The 675-nt window shown below is 57.9% G+C and carries 1 protein-coding gene; it reads left to right on the top strand.

The genetic code is table 11. From position 1 onward, the window contains the following. The coding region (locus AB4Z20_RS28010) for an IS3 family transposase (protein WP_442090604.1) at positions 1 to 105 on the top strand (105 nt) is incomplete at its 5' end. Positions 106 to 675 lie beyond the last annotated feature (570 nt).

Raw genomic sequence — 675 nt, 5'->3', positions numbered from 1 at the left:
ATCAAGGACGTCACGGATTACATTGTGCGGTTCTACAATGAACGACGAATGCATTCATCGTTAGACTATTTGCCGCCCAATCAGTACGAGCGGCAAACAGCCTGAAAACACCGATTGAGGTGTCCGGAAAAAGTTGACCACCTCAAACACAATATTCGTGTGCACCCGGAGTTCCTTTGTGGGAGCGAGCTTGCTCGCGATGAGGCCGGCAGACCAACATCCAGGTGACTGAACCACCGCCATCGCGAGCAGGCTCGCTCCCACATTTAATCTCCAGTGAACACAAAATTTATGTGGGCTTGCTCGCGAAAGCGGTGGGTCAGCTTGCATCAGTATTGGGTGTACCGCCGTCTTCGCGAGCAAGCTTTGCTCCCACAGATCTGATGGGTGTACGACCAGGAGAGCCAGGCCGGCTACTAGGCCGCCTCGGCGTGGACGTTGATCTCGGGCGCCCCGTTAACCACGATGGCCGAACGCAGGCATTGCGCAGTGGGCAACCCGGCATGGATGCCGGGTTAGCCGCGCTGGGCCATGGATGGCCCTTCGCGGCGGCCCACGGAGCAATGCCGGAGTGAGGGCATGCCGAGCCTAAGCGAGGCACCGAGTGGTGGGGCAAAGCGCTTTTGGTTACTTTTGGCGCTCTTCCAAAAGTGACCCGCTGTAAGAGCGGAACCC

Source organism: Pseudomonas sp. KB_12, from assembly GCF_052114545.1.
GTDB classification, from domain to species: Bacteria; Pseudomonadota; Gammaproteobacteria; order Pseudomonadales; family Pseudomonadaceae; genus Aquipseudomonas; species Aquipseudomonas brassicacearum.
Note: the sequence above shows the minus strand (reverse complement) of the source record. Positions and strands in the feature narration are given on the sequence as shown.